Below are 6,451 nucleotides of genomic sequence, written 5' to 3' on the forward strand. Positions count from 1 at the left end.
CATGAGTGAGCAGCGTCAGCGTCAGAAGGACCGGCCGTGGCTCATGCGGACCTATGCCGGGCACTCCACCGCCGAGGCCTCCAACGAGCTGTACCGGCGCAACCTCGCCAAGGGCCAGACCGGCCTGTCGGTGGCGTTCGACCTGCCGACGCAGACCGGTTACGACCCCGACCACGTCCTCGCGCGCGGTGAGGTCGGCCGGGTCGGGGTCCCCGTCTCGCACCTCGGTGACATGCGCCGGCTGTTCCAGGACATCCCGCTGGAGCGGACGAACACCTCGATGACCATCAACGCCACCGCCATGTGGCTGCTGGCGCTCTACCAGGTGGTCGCCGAGGAGCAGGGCGCGGACCTCACCCGGCTCCAGGGCACCACCCAGAACGACATCGTGAAGGAGTACCTGTCGCGGGGCACGCACGTGTTCCCGCCGGGCCCGTCACTCCGGCTGACCACCGACCTGATCGCGTACACGGTCTCCCGCCTCCCGAAGTGGAACCCGATCAACATCTGCAGCTACCACCTGCAGGAGGCGGGCGCCACGCCGGTGCAGGAGATCGCGTACGCGATGTCGACGGCCGTCGCGGTCCTCGACGCCGTCCGCGACTCGGGCCAGGTGCCCGCGGAGCGCATGGGCGAGGTGGTCGGCCGGATCTCCTTCTTCGTGAACGCGGGCGTCCGGTTCATCGAGGAGATGTGCAAGATGCGGGCGTTCGGCCGGATCTGGGACCGCGTCACGCGCGAGCGGTACGGCATCGAGGACCCCCGGCAGCGGCGGTTCCGGTACGGCGTCCAGGTCAACTCGCTCGGGCTGACCGAGGCGCAGCCGGAGAACAACGTCCAGCGGATCGTGCTGGAGATGCTCGCGGTGACCCTCTCCAAGGACGCACGCGCGCGTGCCGTGCAGTTGCCCGCCTGGAACGAGGCGCTGGGCCTGCCCCGCCCCTGGGACCAGCAGTGGTCCTTGCGCATCCAGCAGGTCCTCGCCCACGAGAGCGATCTGCTGGAGTACGAGGACGTGTTCGACGGCTCGCACGTGGTCGAGGCGAAGGTCGCCGGACTGGTCGGGGCCGCGTGGGAGGAGATCGACCGCATCCAGCGGATGGGCGGTGCGCTGGCCGCCGTGGAGTCGGGCTACCTGAAGTCGCGGCTGGTCGCCTCGCACGCCGAGCGCCGGGCCCGGATCGAGTCCGGCGCGGAGAAGATCGTCGGCGTCAACATCCACGAGTCGACCGAGCCGAACCCGCTCACCGCCGACCTGGACGCCGCGATCCAGACGGTCGACCCGGCGGTCGAGGCCCGGGTGGTGGAGGCGCTGCGCGACTGGCGGGACACCCGCGACGAGTCGCGCCCGCGCCACGCGCTGGAGCGGCTGAAGGAGGTGGCACGCGGCACCGGCGACCTCATGGGGCCCACCCTGGAGTGCGCCCGCGCCGGGGTGACGACCGGCGAGTGGGCCGGCGCCCTGCGCGAGGTGTTCGGCGAGTACCGGGCGCCGACGGGGGTGTCGTCCGCGCCGGTCGCGGTGACCGCCGCCGAGGGCACCGCGCTGGCCGGGGTGCGCCTCCGGGTGGGCCTGACCGCCCGCGACCTGGGCGTGGGCAAGCTGCGCTTCCTGGTCGGCAAGCCGGGCCTGGACGGGCACTCCAACGGCGCCGAGCAGATCGCCGTGCGGGCCCGCGACGCCGGGTTCGAGGTGGTCTACCAGGGCATCCGGCTGACGCCCGAGCAGATCGTGGACGCGGCCCTCGCCGAGGACGTGCACGCGGTGGGCCTGTCGATCCTGTCCGGTTCGCACGCACGGCTGGTGCCGGACGTGCTGGAGCGGCTGCGCACGGCCGGCGCCGCCGACATCCCGGTGATCGCCGGCGGCATCATCCCGAACGGCGACGCCGAGCGGCTGAGGGCCGCCGGGGTGGCCGCCGTCTTCACCCCGAAGGACTTCGACATCACCGGAATCATCGGCCGTATCGTCGACGAGATCCGGAAGGCGAACAAGCTCGACCCCCTGGAGGTCACCGCATGACCAGTCCCGCACCGCAGGTCAACCGGCTCCGCCCGCGCCGCTCGTGCCTGGCCGTCCCGGGCTCGAACCCCCGCTTCCTGGAGAAGGCGCAGGGCCTCCCCGCCGACCAGGTCTTCCTGGACCTGGAGGACGCCTGCGCCCCGCTCGCCAAGCCGGAGGCGCGGCACACGATCGTGAAGTTCCTCAACGAGGGCGACTGGACGGGCAAGACCCGGGTGGTGCGCGTCAACGACTGGACGACCCAGTGGACGTACCGCGACGTCGTCACGGTCGTCGAGGGCGCCGGGCAGAACCTGGACTGCATCATGCTGCCGAAGGTCCAGGACGCGCAGCAGATCGTCGCGCTGGACCTGCTGCTCACGCAGATCGAGAGGACGATGGGGTTCGAGGTCGGCCGGATCGGCATCGAGGCGCAGATCGAGAACGCGCGGGGCCTGAACAACGTCAACGAGATCGCCGAGGCCTCCCCGCGCGTGGAGACCATCGTCTTCGGCCCGGCCGACTTCATGGCCTCCATCAACATGAAGACCCTGGTCGTGGGCGAGCAGCCGCCCGGCTACCCGGCGGACGCCTACCACTACATCCTGATGAAGATCCTGATGGCGGCCCGCGCCAACGACCTCCAGGCGATCGACGGCCCCTACCTGCAGATCAAGAACGTGGACGGGTTCCGCGAGGTCGCGCAGCGCGCCGCGGCCCTCGGCTTCGACGGGAAGTGGGTGCTGCACCCGGGCCAGGTCGAGGCGGCCAACGAGGTGTTCTCGCCCTCCCAGGAGGACTACGACCACGCCGAGCTGATCCTGGACGCGTACGAGTACCACACGTCCGAGGCGGGCGGGAAGAAGGGCTCCGCGATGCTCGGCGACGAGATGATCGACGAGGCCAGCCGGAAGATGGCGCTGGTCGTCGCGGGCAAGGGCCGCGCCGCCGGCATGGAGCGCACCTCGACGTTCGACGTCCCGGAGGCCTGAGGCGCATGCAGTTCGGACGCACCTACGAGGAGTTCGAGGTCGGGGCCGTCTACAAGCACTGGCCGGGCAAGACGGTCACGGAGTACGACGACCACCTCTTCTGCCTCCTCACCATGAACCACCACCCGCTGCACCTGGACGCCAACTACGCCGAGCGCACCACCGACTTCGGGAAGAACGTGGTGGTCGGCAACTACGTCTACTCGCTGCTGCTCGGCATGTCCGTCCCGGACGTCTCCGGCAAGGCGATCGCCAACCTGGAGGTCGAGTCGCTGAAGCACGTGGCGCCCACCTTCCACGGTGACACGGTCTACGGCGAGACGACCGTACTCGACAAGTGGCCGTCGAAGTCGAAGGGCGACCGCGGGATCGTGCACGTGGAGACGAGGGGCTACACACAGGACGGCACGCTGGTCTGCGTGTTCCGCCGCAAGGTGATGGTGCCGACCGGGACGTACATCGAGGAGCGTGGCGGCGAGCAGCCGGGCCGCCCGGAACTGAAGCGGCAGGAGAGGTAGTCATGGCCCGACTCGCCCAGACCCACGGGCTCACGGACGTGCAGCAGGAGATCGTGTCCACCGTCCGGGACTTCGTGGACAAGGAGATCCTCCCCGTCGCGACCGCGCTGGAGCACCGCGACGAGTATCCGCAGGAGATCGTCGACGGGCTCAAGGAACTGGGCCTGTTCGGGCTGATGGTTCCCGAGGAGTACGGCGGCCTGGGCGAGTCCCTGCTCACGTACGCGCTGTGCGTGGAGGAGATCGCCCGCGGCTGGATGTCCGTGTCCGGCATCGTCAACACCCACTTCATCGTGGCGTACATGCTCAAGCAGCACGGCACGCGGGAGCAGAAGGAGCACTTCCTGCCGCGGATGGCGACCGGTGAGGTGCGGGGCGCCTTCTCGATGTCGGAGCCGGCGCTGGGCTCGGACGTGTCCGCGATCACGTCGAAGGCGGTGCGGGACGGCGACGCGTACGTGCTGGACGGGCAGAAGATGTGGCTGACCAACGGGGGAACGTCCACCCTCGTCGCCGTCCTGGTCCGCAGTGACGAAGGACACCCGCAGGGCACGCCCGCCCACCGGTCGATGACGACGTTCCTGGTCGAGAAGGAGCCCGGCTTCGGGGAGGTCCGGCCCGGGCTCACCGTCCCCGGGAAGATCGACAAGATGGGTTACAAGGGCGTCGACACCACCGAGCTCATCATGCACGCCCTTCGCATACCGGCCGATCGGGTGCTCGGCGGGACCACCGGCCGAGGGTTTTACCAAATGATGGACGGTGTGGAGGTCGGCCGGGTCAACGTGGCCGCGCGCGGCTGCGGAGTGGCCCAGCGCGCGTTCGAGCTCGGCGTCCGCTACGCCCAGCAGCGGCACACCTTCGGCAAGCCGATCGCCCAGCACCAGGCCATCCAGTTCAAGCTGGCGGAGATGGCCACCAAGGTGGAGGCCGCCCACGCGATGATGGTGAACGCGGCCCGCAAAAAGGACTCCGGGGAGCGAAACGACCTGGAAGCCGGGATGGCGAAGTACCTCGCCGCCGAGTACTGCAAGGAGGTCGTGGAGGACTCCTTCCGGATCCACGGCGGCTACGGCTTCTCCAAGGAGTACGAGATCGAGCGCCTCTACCGGGAGGCGCCGATGCTGCTGATCGGTGAGGGTACCGCCGAGATCCAGAAAATGATCATCGGGCGGCGACTGCTCGAGGAGTACCACTTCGAGGGATAGATGTCGCTTTCGTGCCGGTATAGGGGTGTTTTCTTCGAGAAGAAGATCACACCCCGTCAACCCCCTCGGGACGCCGACTCGGCTTCCTGGCTTGCCCAGTTGTGGCCCGCGCCCGGTACGATCCGATAGAAAGCCGCCGTCCCCCGTTCATGCGCGGCATCATCCGCTACGAAGGTCATCCATGCCCCACAGCCAAACCTCTGCACCTCGCGACAGCCAGGCCGGCGTACGCCTTGCGCGCGGAGCATCGCCGTGGCTTCTCCCGACCGTCGCCACCGCAGCCCTCAGCCTCGCCCGTGCGCGCCGCTCCGGCGTCGCCAAGGCCGTGGCCGTGCCCGCCACCGCGCTCGCGGCGGGCATGCTGTGGTTCTTCCGCGACCCCGAGCGCGAGATCGCCCAGGGCCGGGTCATCTCCCCCGCCGACGGTGTGGTGCAGAGCATCATGCCGTGGAAGGACGGCCGCACCCGCGTCGCCATCTTCATGAGCCCGCTCAACGTCCACGTGAACCGTGCGCCGCTCTCCGGCACGGTCACCTCGGTCGAGCACATCCCCGGTGGGTTCGTTCCGGCTTTCAACAAGGAGAGCGAGAACAACGAGCGCGTCGTCTGGCACTTCGACACCGAGCTCGGTGACATCGAGATGGTCCAGATCGCCGGCGCCGTCGCTCGTCGTATCGTTCCTTATGTGCCGCAGGGCACGAAGGTGGAGCAGGGAGACCGGATCGGCCTGATCCGCTTCGGCAGCCGCGTCGACATCTACCTTCCGGAGGGTGTCGAGGTGGCCGTGGAGGTCGGTCAGAAGACCGTGGCTGGGGTGACTCGCATTGACCGTGATTGATCCTGATACCAAGCCGGGCTGGGCGCCCGATGCGGTCGAGGACGACGAAGAGGAGGAGATGCCGCTCTCCCTCCGTCTGTCGATAGCGGACACCCTCACGCTCGGCAACGCCACGTGCGGCTTCATGGCGGTGTACTTCACCACCACCGGCATCCTGATCCCGCACCTGACCGGAAGCCAGGAGACCGGCATGGCCCGCCACAGCGCGGCCACGGCGGTCATCCTGATGCTCTGCGCGGCGGTCTTCGACCTCTTCGACGGCCTGGTGGCGCGCAAGCTGCGCTCCTCGCCGATGGGCGCCGAGCTCGACAACCTCTCCGACCTGATCAGCTTCGGCCTGGCCCCGGCGTACTTCGTGCTGGTGTACGGCATGGTCGCGGACGACGCGCACCAGCGGGTCGCGGCGGTCGGGGCGATCGTGGTGCTGCTGGCGGTGGTGCTGCGGCTCGCGCGGTTCAGTTGCGTGACGGTGAAGGACGGCACCTTCCAGGGCATGCCGTCACCGTTCGGCGCGCTCACGGTCGTCTCGATCGTGCTCCTGGAGCTGCCCTTCGTGGCGACGCTGCTGGCGATCATCGGCACGGCGTGGCTGATGGTGAGCCGGGTCGAGTACCCGAAGCCGCGGGGTCCGCTCGCCGTGGCGATGCTCTCCTGGATCGTCATGTCCATGGGGCTCCTGGCGGCCTGGGCCTTCGACGCCCCCGGCGGCCAGCTGCTGCTCCAGACCGGTTGTGCCCTCCAGCTCGTCCTGGGCGCGGTGATTCCGCTCTTCGCCACGGCCCGACGGGTGAACAACTTCCGCGACAACCGGCGTGAGGCGCGCGCGGCGCAGACGCCGTAACGGGGACGGGAACGCAGGACGACGGGTGTGGGCCCGAGCCGGACGGCTCGGG

General features: G+C 69.3%; 6 protein-coding genes. All 6 read left to right on the forward strand.

Annotation, left to right across the window (positions count from 1 at the left end; all coding sequences use genetic code 11):
- The first annotated feature begins 1 nt into the window (after window position 1).
- The 6 genes from UW392_RS03745 to pssA all read left to right on the forward strand — a co-directional run bounded on the left by UW392_RS03745 (window position 2) and on the right by pssA (window position 6,399).
- Window positions 2-2,023, forward strand: a complete 2,022-nt coding sequence (locus tag UW392_RS03745) for a protein meaA (protein WP_320773400.1) — start codon at window positions 2-4, stop codon at window positions 2,021-2,023.
- Window positions 2,020-2,994 carry a CoA ester lyase gene (locus UW392_RS03750; protein ID WP_320773401.1) on the forward strand — a complete coding sequence of 325 codons (975 nt, stop codon included), beginning with the start codon at window positions 2,020-2,022 and terminating at the stop codon, window positions 2,992-2,994. Before UW392_RS03745 ends, UW392_RS03750 begins: the two co-directional genes overlap by 4 nt.
- Before the next feature lie 5 nt (window positions 2,995-2,999).
- The gene (locus UW392_RS03755) at window positions 3,000-3,512 is read left to right on the forward strand and encodes a MaoC family dehydratase (protein ID WP_320773402.1); all 513 of its coding nucleotides are present in this window, start codon (window positions 3,000-3,002) and stop codon (window positions 3,510-3,512) included.
- Between the two features lie 2 nt (window positions 3,513-3,514).
- A complete protein-coding gene (locus UW392_RS03760; RefSeq protein WP_320773403.1) occupies window positions 3,515-4,720 on the forward strand; it encodes an acyl-CoA dehydrogenase family protein in 1,206 nt (401 codons plus the stop codon).
- 181 nt (window positions 4,721-4,901) lie between these two features.
- A complete protein-coding gene (locus UW392_RS03765; RefSeq protein WP_320773404.1) occupies window positions 4,902-5,558 on the forward strand; it encodes a phosphatidylserine decarboxylase in 657 nt (218 codons plus the stop codon).
- A gap of 58 nt (window positions 5,559-5,616) precedes the next feature.
- Window positions 5,617-6,399, forward strand: coding sequence for a CDP-diacylglycerol--serine O-phosphatidyltransferase (pssA, locus tag UW392_RS03770; RefSeq protein WP_320773406.1), 783 nt, complete (start codon window positions 5,617-5,619; stop codon window positions 6,397-6,399).
- Window positions 6,400-6,451: the final 52 nt, after the last annotated feature.

This window comes from Streptomyces sp. CRN 30 (genome assembly GCF_034105845.1).

Bases quoted from the DNA above. Each gene is read 5' to 3' on its own strand.
- UW392_RS03760 (WP_320773403.1), top strand. From the start codon at position 3,515: ATGGCCCGACTCGCCCAGACCCACGGGCTCACGGACGTGCAGCAGGAG.
- pssA (WP_320773406.1), top strand. From the start codon at position 5,617: ATGCCGCTCTCCCTCCGTCTGTCGATAGCGGACACCCTCACGCTCGGC.
- UW392_RS03755 (WP_320773402.1), top strand. From the start codon at position 3,000: ATGCAGTTCGGACGCACCTACGAGGAGTTCGAGGTCGGGGCCGTCTAC.
- UW392_RS03745 (WP_320773400.1), top strand. From the start codon at position 2: ATGAGTGAGCAGCGTCAGCGTCAGAAGGACCGGCCGTGGCTCATGCGG.
- UW392_RS03750 (WP_320773401.1), top strand. From the start codon at position 2,020: ATGACCAGTCCCGCACCGCAGGTCAACCGGCTCCGCCCGCGCCGCTCG.
- UW392_RS03765 (WP_320773404.1), top strand. From the start codon at position 4,902: ATGCCCCACAGCCAAACCTCTGCACCTCGCGACAGCCAGGCCGGCGTA.